16 protein-coding genes are annotated in these 16,934 nt (G+C 26.0%); 7 read left to right on the top strand and 9 right to left on the bottom strand.

Annotated features, from left to right (window positions below; translation table 11 throughout):
* Positions 1-6: 6 nt before the first annotated feature.
* Genes ACKU4C_RS11200 through ACKU4C_RS11190 form a run of 3 tightly spaced genes read right to left on the bottom strand, consistent with a single transcriptional unit; the run spans position 7 to position 3,821 of the window.
* A complete protein-coding gene (locus tag ACKU4C_RS11200; protein WP_321312007.1) occupies positions 7-2,628 on the bottom strand; it encodes an MlaD family protein in 2,622 nt (873 codons plus the stop codon).
* On the bottom strand, positions 2,612-3,217 hold the full coding sequence (locus ACKU4C_RS11195) for a paraquat-inducible protein A (protein ID WP_321312005.1): 606 nt from the start codon (positions 3,215-3,217) through the stop codon (positions 2,612-2,614). Before ACKU4C_RS11195 ends, ACKU4C_RS11200 begins: the two co-directional genes overlap by 17 nt.
* A 1-nt stretch (position 3,218) precedes the next feature.
* On the bottom strand, positions 3,219-3,821 hold the full coding sequence (locus ACKU4C_RS11190; protein ID WP_321312003.1) for a paraquat-inducible protein A: 603 nt from the start codon (positions 3,819-3,821) through the stop codon (positions 3,219-3,221).
* Positions 3,822-4,066: 245 nt separating this feature from the next.
* Between ACKU4C_RS11190 and ACKU4C_RS11185 the strand changes: the two genes are divergently transcribed.
* Positions 4,067-4,810 (top strand): ferredoxin-thioredoxin reductase catalytic domain-containing protein, encoded by a 744-nt coding sequence (locus ACKU4C_RS11185; RefSeq protein WP_321312001.1) that lies wholly within the window; start codon positions 4,067-4,069, stop codon positions 4,808-4,810.
* Between the two features lie 2 nt (positions 4,811-4,812).
* Here the strand turns inward: ACKU4C_RS11185 and ACKU4C_RS11180 are convergent, their stop codons facing one another.
* From ACKU4C_RS11180 to panB, 3 genes are read right to left on the bottom strand one after another with little or no spacing between them, the layout of a single operon-like run.
* On the bottom strand, positions 4,813-5,877 hold the full coding sequence (locus tag ACKU4C_RS11180) for an AI-2E family transporter (protein ID WP_321312000.1): 1,065 nt from the start codon (positions 5,875-5,877) through the stop codon (positions 4,813-4,815).
* A complete protein-coding gene (gene ruvB / locus ACKU4C_RS11175; RefSeq protein ID WP_321311998.1) occupies positions 5,874-6,902 on the bottom strand; it encodes a Holliday junction branch migration DNA helicase RuvB in 1,029 nt (342 codons plus the stop codon). Before ruvB ends, ACKU4C_RS11180 begins: the two co-directional genes overlap by 4 nt.
* Before the next feature lie 2 nt (positions 6,903-6,904).
* Positions 6,905-7,714 (bottom strand): 3-methyl-2-oxobutanoate hydroxymethyltransferase, encoded by an 810-nt coding sequence (gene panB, locus ACKU4C_RS11170; protein ID WP_321311996.1) that lies wholly within the window; start codon positions 7,712-7,714, stop codon positions 6,905-6,907.
* Positions 7,715-7,880: 166 nt separating this feature from the next.
* On the opposite strand from panB, the gene trpA reads away from it, so the two are divergent.
* Genes trpA through ACKU4C_RS11155 form a run of 3 tightly spaced genes read left to right on the top strand, consistent with a single transcriptional unit; the run spans position 7,881 to position 9,716 of the window.
* A complete protein-coding gene (gene trpA / locus ACKU4C_RS11165) occupies positions 7,881-8,621 on the top strand; it encodes a tryptophan synthase subunit alpha (protein WP_321311994.1) in 741 nt (246 codons plus the stop codon).
* Positions 8,622-8,623: 2 nt separating this feature from the next.
* Positions 8,624-9,370, top strand: coding sequence for an arginyltransferase (locus ACKU4C_RS11160; protein ID WP_321311992.1), 747 nt, complete (start codon positions 8,624-8,626; stop codon positions 9,368-9,370).
* Positions 9,351-9,716, top strand: coding sequence for a hypothetical protein (locus ACKU4C_RS11155; RefSeq protein ID WP_321311990.1), 366 nt, complete (start codon positions 9,351-9,353; stop codon positions 9,714-9,716). The genes ACKU4C_RS11160 and ACKU4C_RS11155 overlap by 20 nt, the downstream gene beginning before the upstream one ends.
* 7 nt (positions 9,717-9,723) lie before the next feature.
* On the opposite strand, the gene feoB is transcribed toward ACKU4C_RS11155, so the two are convergent.
* Positions 9,724-11,850, bottom strand: coding sequence for a ferrous iron transport protein B (feoB, locus tag ACKU4C_RS11150; protein WP_321311988.1), 2,127 nt, complete (start codon positions 11,848-11,850; stop codon positions 9,724-9,726).
* The gene (locus ACKU4C_RS11145; RefSeq protein ID WP_321311986.1) at positions 11,844-12,074 is read right to left on the bottom strand and encodes a FeoA family protein; all 231 of its coding nucleotides are present in this window, start codon (positions 12,072-12,074) and stop codon (positions 11,844-11,846) included. The genes feoB and ACKU4C_RS11145 overlap by 7 nt, the downstream gene beginning before the upstream one ends.
* Positions 12,075-12,268: 194 nt before the next feature.
* On the opposite strand from ACKU4C_RS11145, the gene ACKU4C_RS11140 reads away from it, so the two are divergent.
* From ACKU4C_RS11140 to ACKU4C_RS11130, 3 genes are all read left to right on the top strand, one after another.
* On the top strand, positions 12,269-12,712 hold the full coding sequence (locus ACKU4C_RS11140) for a Fur family transcriptional regulator (protein ID WP_321311984.1): 444 nt from the start codon (positions 12,269-12,271) through the stop codon (positions 12,710-12,712).
* Between the two features lie 53 nt (positions 12,713-12,765).
* Positions 12,766-13,668, top strand: coding sequence for a cytochrome-c peroxidase (locus ACKU4C_RS11135; protein ID WP_321311982.1), 903 nt, complete (start codon positions 12,766-12,768; stop codon positions 13,666-13,668).
* Positions 13,669-13,766: 98 nt separating this feature from the next.
* Entirely contained in the window at positions 13,767-16,514 is a 2,748-nt protein-coding gene (locus ACKU4C_RS11130) for an EAL domain-containing protein (protein ID WP_321311981.1), read from the top strand.
* Here the strand turns inward: ACKU4C_RS11130 and ACKU4C_RS11125 are convergent, their stop codons facing one another.
* Positions 16,515-16,817: a hypothetical protein gene (locus tag ACKU4C_RS11125; RefSeq protein WP_321311979.1), complete on the bottom strand. Its 303-nt coding sequence runs from the start codon at positions 16,815-16,817 to the stop codon at positions 16,515-16,517.
* Positions 16,818-16,934: the final 117 nt, after the last annotated feature.

Genomic DNA, 16,934 nt, shown 5'->3' with positions numbered 1-16,934 from the left:
TATCTTTTATTTGATGATTGGGCTTATCTTTTCCCAATCATCCATTAACTCTTCTTTTAGTATAAACTTATCATTTCCATTTGCCTTTTTATCATACTCTTTAGGAGTTACAACCATTAGGCCACCTTTTAAAAAACTTGTAAAAGTATTTGTTTCAATTTTTGTTCCTGAGAAAATTGAAAATTTTAGTTTAAATCCACTAATATCATAAAAGTTAGAGTTTTTTCTTATAATATTAGTATATTTATTATAGATTAGACAATCTAATACCACTTTTGAGGCATCACTACTTAGGTCTATTTTGTTTATTTTTCCTATTTGTACATTTTTATAATAGATTGGAGAATCAACTCCTGCACTAGTTGCATGTAAAGATTCTACTTTAAATATTTTACCTTTTGTAGAATCTGCAATATCAGAAATTGAATCATACCCATTAAATAAAACTTGAGTTTTCTTTCCCTTACCTTTTACTACACCAATATTAACAGCAAAAATTGTAGATGAAAGGTTTTTTACCTCTTGTAAAGAGATTTTAGATTTTTTCAAATAGTATTTATTTCCCTGTTTTGCAAATTCATCATAATTTTTATCAATTTGTACTTTTAAAACTATTTTTTGGTTTTTACTTAAAGAGATATCTATAACTTTTCCTATATTTATCCCTTTGTAAACTAATTTAGAAGATTGTTCTATTATTCCATCTATATTATCAAAAACAATATTTATTGTATTTGTAGAGTTTTTCATCGTATCAAATGAGTCATATATTTGATATCCATTTATCTCTTTTTTTGAGCTATTATCAAGTGATATTGAACCATAAAGCAAAGAAGATATATCACCTATCTCAAATAAAATACCATTTAAACTTGCATCAACTTTTACTGGACTTTTTTTGTAAAACTTTGAGTGTTTAGTTATATATTTTTTGTATTTATTATAAATAAATAATTCAGCTTTTGAATAGTGCTCTTCAAAATCTACTTTATTGATAAATCCAATCTCATAGTTTTGGTAGTATATTGGCATATCCTCTTCTAATCTAAAATTATTTTCAAATGCTGTTTTTAAAGTAAAGCCTTTATTTCTCATTTTCTTTATTTTATATGCTTCTTGATGACTTTTTAAAATCTTAAATGTTTTTTTAGTTAATTTTGATTGTTTATCATCTTTTATAACTGCAATTGCTCCTTTTAATAGAGGATTTATCCCTGAATAGTTTATATTTAAATCTAAATTTTTTATATCAATAAGTTTTGAACTCATATCATAAAATAAGCTGTTATTACTAATAATATTTTTGTATTTTCCATAAATTTGGATTTTGATAATCACTTGATTGAAATTTTTAGATAAAGAGATATTGCTTATTTTCCCTATCTCAATATCTTTATAATATATTTTAGATTTATTAGTAATTGAACCTAAACTGTCAGCTTTTAAAGTAAGTTCAAGGTCATCAGCATTTATTTGGCTATTTAAAAGTTTTTTATCCTTGAAATATGTTTTAAATTCACCCTTTTTGTAGTTTAAAGTAATATATTTACCTGTAAATACTGTTCCTATATTTTTTATACCATCAAGAGAAATTTCTGCTGAGTTTATTTCAAATCTACTATTGTTTGTTAATAAATATTTATATTTTTTATAAATAAATGCTTGGGCATTTACACTATTTGTATTTAGAGAAATATTTGTAACTTTTCCTATTGTTATCCCTTTATACATAATAGAGGTATCTTCCCCTATATCTTCAGCATCAAGAAACTCTATATTGATTATTACTTTTTCTTCTAAATTATCATCGCTAGTATATAAAAGATATTGTTTATCATCAGTAATTTTTTTTGCATTTAAATCAGAAGTTTTTACCTTTATCCCTCCAACTAATGCCGAGTATAAAGAGCTAACTTTTAGATTAAATCCTCCTGCCCCGAAATTAACTTTTACTGCATCATTTAATATAAAAGAAGAACTTTCATTTACTAAATTTTCATACTTTTTGTAGATATGAGCTTTTATATAAACATTATTTTCATATAACTCTTTAGATACAATTTCTCCAACTTGCATACTATTATAAAATAAAGGCATACCTATATTAACTGAATTTCCATCCCTTAATAGGAGGGTTACATAGTATCCATCTTTTATATATTCAAAATTTGGTTGGGAGTCTAAACCTGTAAATTTTGTTTGGGATTTTAAATCTTTATCTTTATTGTATTTTGGCATAACTTCAATTTCATATCCAGAGATTAAAGTATCTAAACCTGAAATTTTTGTAAGAGTTACTGTTGGTTTTTTTATCCAAAATTTTGAGCCTTCTACTGCAACATAATCTGCTGCATCTTTTTTAACTAATATATTTACTTCAACTCTTTCTAAATCTTTTATTACAATTTTTGTAACTTTTCCTAGTTCTAAACCTCTATATTTGAGTGGAGTTATTCCCTCTTTTAAACCTTCGGCACTATTAAAAATAATTTGAACATTTGTTCCCTTCTTACTATAACTTTCATAAAGTGTCCAAATCAATACAGATAATATAATTAAAGGTAAAATCCATATAAATGATATTGACTTTTTTTCTTCTATTAAGGGTTCATTAATTTCTGTTTGCATTATTTTCCTTTTCATCCCAAATAATTCTTGTATCAAAACTATTTGCAGCAATCATTGTTAGTACTACTACTAAAGTAAAAGATGTTGCTGCTAATCCACCTTTTATATTAAATATCTCACCCACTTGAACTAGTGAAGATAGAAGGGCTACAACATATATATCTACCATTGACCACTTTCCTATAAACTCGATTGTATTAAAAATATTTAATTTTAATTTATTATCCATATTATTTGATATAAGTAAAGATAAGAAAATTAAAAATAGTCCAATAAGTTTTATTAGAGGAATAATTACACTAGCTACTAAAATAACTATTGCAATAAAATAATCCTTATAATCTAAAAAACTAATGATCCCTTCTATTATAGTACTTTCATTATCTACTCCTAATTGAGTAATATTCATAATAGGATAAACCATTGCAGGAATATAAAGTAACATCGCTGATATAACTAAGGCAAAAGAGACTTGAAGTGAGTATTTCTTTCTTTTAGTTATTTTGTGATGACACCGATCACAAATAAATTCATTAGAGTTTTCTTTCTTAAATACTTTATGACAGTTTTTACAAGATATTAAAATCATATTAATCTTTAAATACTGTTTTTATTTCAAAATTTTTATTTGCCATAAAAAATAAAAAAATATAAAATAATATAAGATAAAATCCTATATCAAATCTAGCAGTTGATACCATACCTATAAGTTTGATATATGTTACAATAATACTTAAAATAAATACATCTATAAAACCCCAGTTTTTAAAAAACTGAAAAAGATTATAAACATAACGATTTGGGAATATTTTAAATTTTGTATGATTATGTAAAAAAGAATAAATTATAATTATAAGACTAACAATAGGTGATAAAATTATTGTAAAAAAAACCATAATAGAAACGAAATAAAAATTTTGTTGAAAAAGTACAATTACAGTATCAAATAAGGTTGTCTGTAGATCTCTTTCATTTATTGAAAGTGAAATTAATGGATATATATTTAAAAGAATAAAAACTAAAAATGCTGAGATTGAGTAGTATAAAGCATTAAAATTGTGTTTTTTATATTGTGAAATTTTCATTTTACATCTAGGGCATTTATATTTGTAGTCTTTTTTATTCTCTTCTAATTTTATAAAAAGCCCGCAATATTCACACTCTATAATATTTTTTATATCAATATCTTTCATTTACCAACCATGAGAATAATAATAGTTATTATAGAGTATATAGTATAAATAGTAAAATTCATGTAAAAAATACTCTAAAATCTAGTATATAAAGAAATCTGAGTAGAAATATTAGAAACTATAAAAAGACATATAAAAAAATATTATAATAATACTATTTTTTAATAAAACTAAAAGAATAGAGCTAAATTATAAGAAAATATAAAGTTAATAGTTGTAAAATTCCCCAAAAACTAGGAATAGCTATGATAAAGAAAATTGATATTGAAAGTGATGAGTTCCAAACAGAACTTGAACTTACTAAACAGTTTACTAATAAAGTTTGCGAGGAATATAACTTTTTTTATAATCCAGAAGATGATGTAAATGAATCAATCCAAATGGGACTAACTAGAAACAAAATGATATATGGGAAAAGATATTGTCCCTGTTTTATGGTTGTAGGCCAAACGCAAGAAGAAAGAGATAAAGAAGATAATAGATTATGCCCTTGTACTCCTGCTTTAGAAAAAGAGATACCCTCAATGGGACATTGTCATTGTGCAATCTTTTGTACAGAAGATTATGTGAAATCAACTGAAAATGTAACTGCAAAGTTTGAAGAAAATAACCATTCTCAAGGCTTGACAAAAGAGCAGTGTGAAGAGCTTTTAAAACAACAAGAAGTAAATGCAAGTGAAGTTGAAGCCTTAATTGAAGCAAGAGAACTTGGTTTCGTAGATTTTCTTTTAGTTGATACAAGAGAGTGGATGGAATGGGTTGGAGGAAGAATCAAAGGTACTGATTATCTAGTTCCTACAACCTCTTTTTATCAATCATTAGAACAAATTGAAGATAAAAAAGATATACCAATTATACTTTATTGTCACAGTGGAAGTAGAAGTGCTTATTGTCAAAGAATACTTTTAAGTTCTGGATATAAACAAGTATTAAATTATGATTATGGAATTATGACATATCAAGGGGATATTATCTCAGGAGAAGAATAGGATTATCTCCTATTCTCAATTGTCCTTTCAAGACTATAAAAATCATCACTAAATTTTTTTAGAAGTTGAAGTAATGATATAAAAAATGTAACCATTGCTGGTCCTATAATCATCCCCCAAAACCCAAAGGTAGAAAGTCCAGCTACAATAGCAAAGAATATTAATAGTTCATTTACTTTAGTTGGAGTTTTAACAACACGTTGATTTATATATTTAATTATAATAGGTTTTATAAATGTATCGGCAATAATAGAAATCACTACAATAGAATAAACAGCAATTGCAATTGCATTTGTGGTACTTCCTGCAAAAATTTCATAAATTGCAACAGGAAGCCACATAATCAAACCTCCAACAACTGGAACTAATGAAGCAAATCCATAAAGTACCCCTAATAATATTCCATCATAATTAAAAAATGAAACAAATATTCCAAAAAGAAAACCCTCTAAAATAGCTGTTGCTAAAATAGAATAAAGAACTACACTCATAACATTTGATGATTCATAAAATAAAGCATTTGAATCTTCACTTTTAAGAGGTAAAGCTTCTTTAAAATAGTGTGCCAAGTTATTACTATAAAAAGTGAAGAAAAAGAAAAATATTAAAATCATAATCATATCAATAATAAATTTTGCAGAGTTCTTTCCTAAAAAAGCACCTACTGAAAAAAGATTTTGAATAAATTCAGGAATATCAACTTTTTCTAATATTTTTATTAATTGTTCTTTAAAGAAAATAAAATCATTAGGTATATTCTCTACCCAGTGTTTTGCAACTTCAAACATCTCTATTAAAGCTTTTTGGTCAATTTTATTTATCAATGTTGCAAAAGAAAAAATACAATATAAAAGTGGAACAAAAAATATGGCAGTTAAAAGTATTGTCATAATTGTAGTTGACAAAAAAGTATTTGAGATATGATGTTTAAAATAAACATTTAAAGAATTTGTTGCCACTGCTAAAAGTAGGGCAACTATTAAAGGTTTTAAAAATGGTTCAAATAGTTGTAACATAAAAAATATTGTCACAACAGTAAGGGCTATTAGAAAATAGTGTGGTTTCAAAAAAGAGTTCCTTCATCATCTAATTTTACACTTCCAGGATATGAGAGTTTAAAAAGTTCATAAGTTTTAACTGAAGCAACTCTTCCTCTGGCAGTTCTTTCAATAAATCCATTTGCAAGTAAATATGGCTCTATGGCATCTTCAATTGTACCTTCATCTTCACTAAGTGCTGCAGCAATAGTAGAAAGTCCCATTGGTTTACCTTTATTGGATACTAATAGTTCTAAAAGATTAATATCCATCTCGTCAAATCCAGAATCATTTACTCCTAATTCATCTAGTGCATATTGACATCTTTTTAAATGAATAGTATTTTCATTTTCAACTTCAGAAAAGTCTCTAACTCTTCTTAAAAGTCTAAGTGCAACCCTTGGAGTACCTCTACTTCTTTTTGATATTTCTAATGAAGCATCATCTTCACAATGTTTATTAAGTTTTATTGAAGCGATTTGGATAATCTTAGCTAACTCTTCATGGGTATAAAATTGCATTCTAAAATGCATACCAAATCTTTCTCTTAAAGGGTTAGAAAGCATTCCAGCCCTTGTTGTTGCACCAATTAAAGTAAATCTTGGAAGGTCAATTTTTACAGTTTGTGCAGCAGGACCTGAACCAATTATAATATCTAATCTATAATCTTCCATTGCTGGATATAAAATCTCTTCAACAGCAGGACTTAATCTATGAATTTCATCTATAAATAGAATATCTCCTTCTTCAAGATTAGTTAAAATTGCAGCTAAGTCTCCACTTTTTTCTATCATTGGACCTGCTGTTACTTTGATGTTTGAGTTCATCTCACTAGAAATAAGATATGAAAGAGTTGTTTTACCAAGTCCTGGAGGTCCATAAAATAAAATATGATCTAAAGCTTCATTTCTTTTTTTAGAAGCTTCAATAAATACTCTTAAATTTTTTTTGATTTTTTCTTGCCCTATATAATCATCCCAAGATGAAGGACGTAGATTAACCTCTGAATTCTCTTCTTCAAAAGAGATTTGTTCTACTTCAACAACTCTTTCCATTTTTAATACTCTTCATTTTTTGAAGGGAAAGTTCCATTTTGAACTTCACTTCTATATTTTTCTACAGAACCTTTTACTAGTTCTGCGCCATTTAAATAATGTTTTACAAATTTTGGTTTAAACTCTTCAAAGAAACCTAACATATCAGACCAAACTAATACTTGACCATCTGTATCTTTCCCCGCTCCAATTCCAATAGTAGGGATATTTATCTCTTGTGATATTCTTTTTGCAGCGTCTGACATAACACCTTCAATTACAATAGAAAAAGCCCCAGCTTTTTCTATAGCTTTTGCGTCTTTTATTAATTGTTCTATATCTTCTTGGGTTTTACCTCTTACTTTATATCCACCTTCACTTCTTACATATTGTGGCATTAATCCAATATGCCCCATAACTGCAATAGAGTTTTTTGTAAGATGCTCTACAATAGGGGCTCTATCTTCACCCCCTTCAATTTTTACAGCGGCCGCATTTGTTTGGGCATAAACTTTTGTTGCATTTTCTAAGGCTTGGTTCTTATTTGTGTAGGTTCCAAAAGGCATATCTGTGATAACAAAGGCATTTTTAGCTCCATTACAAACGGCATTAGTATGATAAATCATTTGCTCCAAAGTTGCAGATAAAGTATCATTTTTACCCGCAAAGCTCATATTTAAACTATCACCAACTAAAATCATATCTGCAATCTCACTAAATAGTTTTGCAAATAGTGCATCATAAGCTGTAATAACTGTTAATTTTTTTGTATTTTTAGCTTTTTTTATTTTAGAAATACTCATTTTTTCAAAATCATTTTTTATAATACTCATTAAAAAATTCCCTAATATTTTATAATTTTAGTAAATATTGTATCAAATTTATCCTTGTTATTGGAAAATTTTATATTAGATTAATATATTATATTTTCATACTCATATCTATTCAAGATAAAATTGGATAAAATGAGCAATAATTAAAAAATATTAGGATTTTATTTTGAAAAAATTAGTAGGTTATATAACTTCTTCAATCCCAGATAATAATTTTACAATAGATTTAGCACTTAGTATGAAAGAAGCTGGAGTTGATACTTTAGAACTAGGAGTTCCTTTTTCTGATCCAGTTGCAGACGGTCCTGTTATTGAAAAAGCAAATCATATAGCATTAGAAAGTGGATTTGGTTTAAATGATTTATTTGAAGTAAGTTCTCAGATAGGTTCTAACATGGATATGTTATGGATGGGGTATATGAATCCATTTTTTCATTATGGTTTAGAAAACTTTTTAAAAAAAGCACAAGAGTATAATGTTGAGGGGATGATTATTCCTGATTTACCTTTTGAAGAATCACAATTAGTTAATTCTTTATTTGATAAATATAATAAAGCTAATATCTCTTTTGTTGCACCAACCCATAGTGAAGATAGAATTAAAAAAGTTGTTGAAAATTCAAAAAAATTCATATACATGGTAGCATATGCAGGGATAACAGGAAGTGGAAAAGCTGAAGATTTAACTAATATAATATCAATGGTTAAAAAATATTCTAACACTCCTTTATATATTGGATTTGGAGTTGATGAAAAAACTTGTAAAGAAAAATCAGTTGGTGTTGATGGAGTTATTGTAGGTAGTGCATTTGTAAAACATCTAATAGATGATTCCTTGTCAAATAATGAAAAAATTGCTAAGATTAGCTCTATAGCAAAAGAGATTAAAGAAAAAATAAACGAATAGTTATGCATATTTTAGAACATGATGTAGAGTTTGTAGAAGAAAACAGAGAATGCTCATATTTTGATGATGAAATATCTGATATAAGGTATAGATATATTCATAAATGTACAAAAGACGATTATCAAAATATGCTAGAGCATGGATGGAGGCGTTTTGGTAAAATGCACTTTGTTCCTGAATGTAAAAATTGTACAAAATGTGTTTCTATGAGAATTGATGTTGCAAATTATAAATTTTCAAAATCAGAGAAAAGAGTTTTTAAAAAAAATCTCGACACTAAACTTTATATTCAACCACCTTCGTTAACTTTGGATCATTTAAGATTATATGATAAGTATCATAATCATATGAATAAAAAGAAAAATTGGGTTTATAATCCTATTGAACCATCAGAATATGATAGATCTTATGTACAAGGTAAAGATGAATATACAAAAGAGTTTTTGTATGTAAGAGATAATAAACTAATAGGCGTTGCCTTGGTAGATATTCTTTCAAAATCTATTTCATCTATATATTGTTATTATGACCATGATTATGAAAATTTATCAATTGGAAAGTTCTCAATTTTAGCGCAAATTAAAATAGCAAAAGAGTTAAATATCCCATATATATATTTAGGTTATTGGATAAAAGACCATTTTTCAATGGGCTATAAAGAAGCGTATAATCCTTTTGAAGTACTTGTAAATAGATCAAGTCTAAAAGAAGAAGCTATTTGGGAAAAATATGATGAAAATAAAAAGTGAGTTAAAAATGAAAAAACTATTATGTTCCTTGTTGTTTATTTCAACAATTGGATTTAGTGAAACTTTTGATGAAAGCCCTAAATATAGCGCAGATTGTTTAATTTTGCAAGATGAGAATTCTATCATTTGTAAATATGAACATGAAAGATTGGAAACTGATATTGAAATAAAAGTTCAGTGGATAAATCCACAAGGTGAAATCTCAAGAGAGCGAGTTATTTTAATACCTGCCGGACATGGTTCTGTATATGATTTTAGATATATAGAAGGAAGAATGAAAGGTGATTGGCAATTTAAAGTAATAGAGGGCGAAAGAGAAACTGTTACAAACTTTAGTGTAGAATAGTTTTATTCTACACTAAAAAATATTTTGCTACTTGGTATGTTATAAAAGATAGTACCCAAGCTGTTGATGTTGTAAATACAAATAGATAAAATAGATATCTCCACCCACCAGCTTCTTTAGCAAATACCATCGATGCAGCTAAACAAGGTAAATAAATCATCACAAATACTATAAAAGCTAAAGCAGAAGCTATAGGTATATTGTTTCTAATTTTCTCTAACAGACCTTGATTATTCTCATCTAACTCTTCTCCTAATCCATATAAAATTCCTAAAGTAGAAACTACAATCTCTTTAGCTGCAAGACCTGTTTCTAGTGCAACTGTCATTTTCCAATCAAATCCTAAAGGATTAAATAGTGGTTCTGAAAATTTACCAATTTTCCCTAAATAAGAGTTCTCAAGGTTATATAGCGAAAGTTTATTTTGCAGTTCATATCTCTCTTCTTCTGAGCTTGCTAACTCAATTTTTTGATTAATCATCTCTTCATATTCTGGATATTTTGGATAGTTTGATGCAAACCAAATTAATATTGAAGCAGCCAAAATATACGTACCAGCCTTTTTCATATACATTAAAGCTTGGTTTGAAACTGTATGCCAAATTAGTTTAAATGAAGGTAATCTATATTTTGGCATCTCCATAACAAAAGGTTCATCTTCACTTTTAAAAACTAATATTTTTAAAACTTTTGCTGCAATTAGCCCTAATAAAGCTCCTGATATATATATTAAGAATAATATATTACCTGCATTTTTTTCTGAGAAAAAAGCACCAGTAAAAAGTACATAAATAGGTAATCTAGCTCCACAAGACATAAAACCTATAATAAATAGTGTTAAAAGTCTATCTCTTGGATTTTTAAGAGTTCTTGCTGCCATATAAGCAGGAACTGAACATCCAAAACCAGTAACAAGTGGTATAAACGATTTTCCATGGAGACCAAATTTATGGAAAAAACCGTCTAAAAGAAAAGCAACTCTACTCATATAACCTGTAGTTTCAAGTAGTGCAATACCTAAAAATAGAATAACAATATTTGGTAAAAATAGTATAACTGCACCAACACCTGCAATTGCACCATCGGCAATAACTGATGAGAGTTGAGTGTCTCCTAATATATATTTTGTTTTTTCAATTAATGAAGCAAAAAAAGCATCAATTAAATCCATAGGAATATTACCCACTTCAAAAGTTAGTTGAAAAAGTCCCCACATAAGAAAAAGAAATATTGGAAGACCTAAAAATTTATTTATAAGTATTGAATCTATTTTGTCAGTAATTGAATGGTGTTGTTCGTCAACTTTTTTTGTTTTAACTGTTTCTGTTACAGCACCTTTTGCAAATGCAAACTTTTCATCTTCAAAGATTTCATTTAAATCTTTAGTTCCATAGTGTAAATATATATGCTCAAAGGATTCATTTAACAAAGGTTGAAGTTCTATCCAAATTGGTTCATCATGAAATTTTAAAAAAGTTTTTTTATCCTCTTTTAAAAGTTTTATAGCAATCTCTCTATAGTGTATATCACTTCTATATTTTTTTTCAAAAAATAATGATTTTATATTTGCTATCTCTTCTTCAATTACATCTGAAAATATAAGTTTAGATTCAAATTTTGAGGATTCAAATTTAGTTACTAAGGCTTCAATTAATTCCTCAATCCCTAATTTTGTTTTTGCAGAAGTTTTTATACAAGGTTTACCAATAATTTTACTTAATTGTTTTTCATCAATTAATATTCCCTCTTTTTCTGCTTCATCTGTCATATTTAAAGCAAGTACCATTTTTTTATCAAGAGCTAAAAGTTCATTTGTTAAGTATAGATTTCTTTCTAGATTTGTTGAATCTAAAACGTTTAAAATAATATCATAATCATTTTTTTCTAAATAGTTTTTTGTAACTTTTTCTTCTATTGTATATTCGGTTAGAGAATAAGAACCAGGTAAATCTGTAATCTCAAATATATAATCTTTATAGTCAAAAATAATTTGAGTTTTTTCTACAGTTACTCCTGAAAAATTCCCAACTTTTAATCTAGAATTCGAAATAGAGTTAATAAGCATTGACTTACCAACATTTGGTTGTCCTACCAATGCAATTTTTATTGTTTTTTTTTCACTAAAATTTAACATTCTATTTTTTCCACTTTTATTGATTGAGCTTCAGATACTCGTATAGCAATTTTACTGTTTTGAATTTTGATTTCTATTGTATTTTTTGAAAGAGTTTGTTCTATAATTGTAATTGTTGAACCTTTTACAATCCCAAAAGAACTAAATCTTGATTTTAATTGTGGATTAGACTCAATAGCTACTATTTTACCACATTCTCCTCTTTTTAATTCGCTTAATAACATAAACAACCTTCTCTTATAGTGATAATAATTATCGTTAGTATGCTATTAGAATTTAGCTTAAAGTTCAAAATTAATATAAGTAATAGTTATTAAACTTAAAAATGATAATAAAAATAGCTAAAATATCATCATTTTAAGTAATTTTGATGATAATTTCGCAATAATATTATCATAGTTTATATTAAGGTATATATATGATAAATAGCGAAGAAGTAATAGATGAACTAAAAAGAATAGTAAAACAAAAAGGGCTTAAATATACAGAACAAAGAGAAATTGTTTTAAATATATTATTAGAAGCTAATGAACATTTAACTGCAGAAGAAGTATATAATTTAATAAAAGAAAAAAGACCAGAATCTAATATAGGTATTGCTACTGTGTATCGGGCTTTAGGTTTTCTTGAAGATGTTAATTTAATTACTTCAATAACTTTTGGAACTGATGGTAAAAAATATGAAAGTAATTTTAAAGACCATCATGACCATTTAATTTGTACACAATGTGGGAAAATTGTTGAGTTTATGGATGATGAAATAGAAAAAAGACAAGATAAAATAGCTAAAAAAAATAAATTTAGAGTAACTAGTCATTCTATGCAACTTTATGGAATATGTTCATCTTGTCAAAAAAAGTAAAACCTTAGGTTTTACTTCCTCTTAAAATTAGTACTCTGCATTGAAGGTCTTTTATGAAACATATTTTAATATTAATATCATTTGCTTTTTTTTTAAATGCTACAAATATTACTCCTATTCCTAACAAAATAGATTTTGATTATAAAAAAGCATTATTAGGTAAAAAACTTTTTTTTGAAACAAAACTATCAATTGATAATACTATTTCATGTGCTACATGTCACGATTTAAACAATGGTGGAGATGATGGATTAAAAACATCATTTGGTGTTGAAGGGAAAATAGGTGATGTAAATGCACCTACAGTTCTAAATTCAGTATTTAACTTTTCTCAATTTTGGGATGGTAGAGCAAAAGATTTAAAAGAACAAGCTGCAGGTCCAATAGAAAACCCTGTAGAGATGGCACATAATTTTTATAATTTAGTTAAAAATTTGAATAATACAGAATATAAAAAAGATTTTGAAATAATTTATGATGATGGAATAACAAAAGAAAATATAGTTGATGCTATTGCAGAATTTGAAAAAACATTAATAACTCCAGATTCAAGATTTGATAAATTTCTAAAAGGTGATGAAACAGCACTTACTGAATATGAAAAAGAGGGTTATGAAATATTTAAAAACAAGGGTTGTATTGCGTGTCACCATGGGATAAATGTAGGGGGAAATCATTACAATAAATTTGGAGCACTTTCTCATATTGAAAGTACAAATTTAGGAAGATATAATATTACTAAAGATGAAGAAGATAAATATTATTTTAAAGTTCCAACTTTAAGAAATGTAGAATTAACTTCTCCATATTTTCATGATGGAAGAGAAGATAGTTTAAAAGATGCTGTTGAAACCATGGCTTTAGTACAATTAGGCAGACCTATAACTAATGAAGAGATTAATAAAATAGTAGCTTTTTTAAAAACATTAACTGGTAAGTTAGAGATTATAAAGTGATATAAATGAACAAAATCAAAGACAATTTTCGTTTTAAATTGCTATTTTTTGCATTTATTTTAAGTTTTATATTTATATATCTATTAAAAATAGAAAATATGAAAGAATCATACAATAAATATAAAAATCAAATAGATGTGATGATAATCACAAATTTAAAACTTGATAACTTTTTTTCTCAAAGGGAAAAGTTTTTTAATTTTGACATCATTGTAAAAGAAATAAGTATTTTTAAAAACTCTTTAGAAAGTATTAATAGAAATAATATTAAAAATGAATTTGGAATAGATACTTATAATGAATTAAATGAAATAGAAGACTTATTTCATAAAAAAGAAAATTTTTTAGAAAAATTTAAATCATTTCATGCTTCAAGTTTAAATTCTGCACATTTTATATATGATTTAAATCAATATTTGCTTGATGATGATTCTTTAGATAAAGAGTTGAAATTAGTTATAAATAGTACACTTTTTATGATAATGCAAGAATTTATAAATATCAATCATAATGAAAAAGCTATTTTAAATAATTTATCAAAAATAGAGATTTATACAAAAGATATTGACAAATCCCAGTTAAAACTTATGGTCAAACATGTTAGAAATATTTTAACTAACGTAAAAAAGATAATTAAAATAAAAAATAGTACAGAGGAATTAAACCTTGATAATAAGTTAAAACAGTTAAATGATAATCTAATTTATAAATATAATGAAAAGCTATATTATCAGTTAATTATCTCTATTTTCTTTTTTATAATAATACTTTTATCATTTATAATGATTTTTTTAGAACATAAAAAATCTCAAAAAGTTAAAAAAGAATTAGCAGCTTTTAAATATGCAGTTGAAAATAGTGATAATTCAATTATCTTAACAGATAAAGAAAAAAATATTTTATATGTTAATGATATTTTTGAAAAAACAACTGGTTATAAAAAGAGTGAAGCTTTTGGTCATAAGCCAGAGATCCTAAGTTCAGGTGAAACTCCTGAAGAAACATATAAAAAACTAAATAAAAGTTTAGAATTAGGCCAAAGATGGGAAGGTGAATTTGTAAATAAGAAAAAAGATGGAACACTATTTTATGAAAAAGCTTCAATTGTTCCAGTATTTTTAGATAATGAAGTAGCAAATTTTCTTGCAATTAAACTTGATATTACAGAATATATATTACAAAATGAGAGTTTAAAACTTTCTGCCGCTGTATTTGACAATATTCAAGAGGGAATTTTGGTATTTAATACAAATAAAGAGATTATAACAATAAATAAAGCATTTGAAACAATGACAGGATTTAAAAAAGGTGAGATTATTGGGCAGACATCTGATTTTATGAAGTCAGAATATCATGATACACTTTTCTTTAAAAAAATAGAAGATGAGGTTCGTGAAAAAGGTTCATGGAAAGGTAAAATAACTTTTAAAAGAAGAGATGAAACTATAATACCTTTTTGGACAAATGTGTCAACAGTAAAAGATAAAAATGGAGATGTAAGTAAATTTATTGCAGTTTGTACTAGTTTAAAAGATATTATTGAAACTCAAAAAAAGGCTGATTTTTTAGCTTATCATGATAGTTTAACAAAATTACCAAATAGAGTTAAATTAGAAAATGATTTAAATTTTTCAATAAAACTAGCAAAACGAAAAGAACAACATCTATATGTTTTATTTATTGATTTAGATAGATTTAAAATGATTAATGATTCTTTAGGACATTCAATTGGAGATGAATTATTAAAAATAATTGCATCTAGAATTAAAAAAGTATTAAGAGATTCTGATATTATCTCAAGAATGGGGGGAGATGAGTTTATAGTTGTATTAGATTCATCAAGAGACAAAAAATCTGCAAGTTATGTTTGTCAAAGAATTTTAAATGTAGTAAAAGAATCAATTACAATAGATAATAATATTTTAAATACTAGTGCAAGTATTGGTATTGCTATATATCCTGATGATGGGAAAGATTTTACCACACTTATAAAAAATGCAGATACTGCAATGTATCATGCTAAAAGTATGGGAAAAAACAATTTTCAGTATTACAATAAACAACTTTCATTAAATGTTAGTGAATTATTGAAAATTGAACAAGCATTAAAAGATGCTATTAGAAATAATGAATTGTATTTAAATTATCAACCTCAATATGATTTAATTTCTAAACAAATCATTGCATTTGAAGCCTTAGTTCGATGGGAAAATAAAGAATTAGGATCTATATCTCCTTCTAAATTTATACCAATTGCTGAAGATACAGGTTTGATAATAGAGATAGGGAAATTTGTATTTGAAACAGCTTGTAAAGATTATGTAGAGTTAAAAAATGTAAATCAAAATTTAAAACATATAGCTATTAATATCTCATCTATTCAATTTAAAGATGAAAATTTTGTAAATGATATATTAGAGATAGTAAATAGATATAATATTGAACCTTCAGAAATTGAACTTGAAGTTACTGAAAGATATGTTATGGATTATTCAGGAGATAATATAAACTCAATTCAAAAATTTAGGGATTCAGGTTTTAGATTCTCTATAGATGATTTTGGTACAGGGTATTCTTCTATGAGTTATTTAACAAAATTCCCAATTGATGTTATAAAAGTAGATAAAGCATTTATCGATGGCACTCCTGAAGATAATAATAATGTTCTGATTTCAAAAGCAATTGTTGCACTTTCTAAAAGTTTAAATTATAAAGTAGTTGCTGAAGGAATTGAATATTCAAGTCAAGAGGATTTCTTATCTTCTATTAGCTGCGATTATGGACAAGGATATTTATTCTCAAAACCTTTAAGCATAGAAAATGCTTTAAAGATTTTAAAAAGTTAACTATTTTTTCTTATTATCTGGGATATATTTAAAAAATAGATAAAGTATTGCAAGCATTATAAATACAGTTGCTATTGAAAGAAAATTTAGTTCCACTTCTGCTGTTACACCTCTTTGGTAGTTTTTTGGCATAAATAAAAACATACTTGATAATAACATGAATGATGCAGTGATAATTGCAATTAAATGTGCAAATATAGAATGGAATTTAGTTATATAAAAATCTTTTACCATTTTCCAAGTTAAGAATGAAGCTAACAAAACTATTATTAATACAATTATTTTTTCATATTCTGGTCCCATAAGTCTCCTTTAAAGTAGTACTATATTGTAATAAAATTATCTTAAAATAGAGCAATACAATTTTTTTTAATAAAAAATTTGCTAATGTATATTCATTATACATATAAAATTTATACT

Origin of the sequence: Halarcobacter sp. (genome assembly GCF_963676935.1) — a bacterium.
In the GTDB taxonomy this organism is placed as follows: Bacteria; Campylobacterota; Campylobacteria; order Campylobacterales; family Arcobacteraceae; genus Halarcobacter.
The sequence above is the reverse complement of the archived record's forward strand: the minus strand, read 5'-3'. Positions and strand labels throughout refer to the sequence as shown.